The sequence below is a fragment of the Rhizobium sp. P1_B8 genome (assembly GCF_056406515.1).
Map to the genome: position 1 here is coordinate 1 of NZ_JBFTZZ010000079.1, position 1,122 is coordinate 1,122.

Sequence of the window (1,122 nt, forward strand, 5' to 3'; positions counted from 1 at the left end):
CTTGACGTCCTCGTTGGTGTGGGCGAGCACCAGCAGTTCGTCACCACGAAGACGACCGTCATTGCCTGCCGTGGTTGAGTTCTGGATTGCCTGTTTGCGCGCTTGGCTCCAATCGGCGACGATCCGATCGATCGTTTCCRCCCGTGTCCCTGCCTCGATCAGATGCCCCTGCTGGGCATAGGCATCGAGRCCYTTCCCGGTCTCGCCGCGCGCAAAAAGCCGCGACGCCTCGCGCGCCCATGGCTGGCGCTGGCGGCGCACRCCRGCAAGTTCGGCAAAACCGATCCGYTCAGTGATCGCCCGGAATGCCGCGCCCGCCTGGATCGGCTGCAGCTGCATCGCGTCACCAACCAGCACGACCTTCACCTCGGCTTGCTCGGCGATGTCAAGCAGGCGGGCCATCTGCTGCGACGACACCATGCCGGCCTCGTCGATGACAAGCACATTGCCACGTTCGAGCAATTCGCGTCCGCTGGCCCAGGCGAGTTCCCAGGCGGCGAGTGTCCGYGACCTGATGCCGGAACTGTCTTCCAGCCCTTCGGCGGCTTTSCCSGCAAGGGCAGCRCCGATCACCCGGCGACCATCGCTCTCCCAGGCAACGCGTGCSGCGGCAAGCAAGGTCGACTTGCCGGCGCCGGCAAGRCCGACCACGGCGGCGATACCWTYGTCGCGGGTGATATGRTGGATGGCRTCSACCTGTTCCGGATCGAGCCGGAAGGAGTTTTCCGGATCCTGCGTTTCGACCTGCCTGATCGCSGCYGCAACCACCCGATCGGAAACGGCAAAGCCGCGGCGCTCCGCCAAAACCCGCGCCGACCGCCCCATGTCATATTCGATGCGCAGCATCTCCCGCGTGGTGAAGACGGCAGGTTCGCTCGCCTTKCCCGTTTCGGCATCGATCTGCTGCGGCTTCAGCATGATGAGATCGTCCGAYGCCATCAGKCGCGCGCGGATATTGGCGAAGTCCGCGGGATCGTCGACAGTGCGATGCAGCGCCTTGGCGATATCGCGCTCATCGAAGGTGGAGCGTTCATTGCTCAACTGCTTCAGCAGGAGCGCAGGATCTGCAAGCAGCCGGTCGGCCATCTCCTGGCGACGGGCAAGGTCGGCCGGAGCAAAATA

General features: G+C 64.6%; 1 protein-coding gene. It reads right to left on the reverse strand.

All coding sequences use genetic code 11. The features are described from left to right. The coding region (locus tag AC1D2N_RS36180) for an AAA family ATPase (RefSeq protein ID WP_477983020.1) at positions 1-1,122 on the reverse strand (1,122 nt) is incomplete at both ends.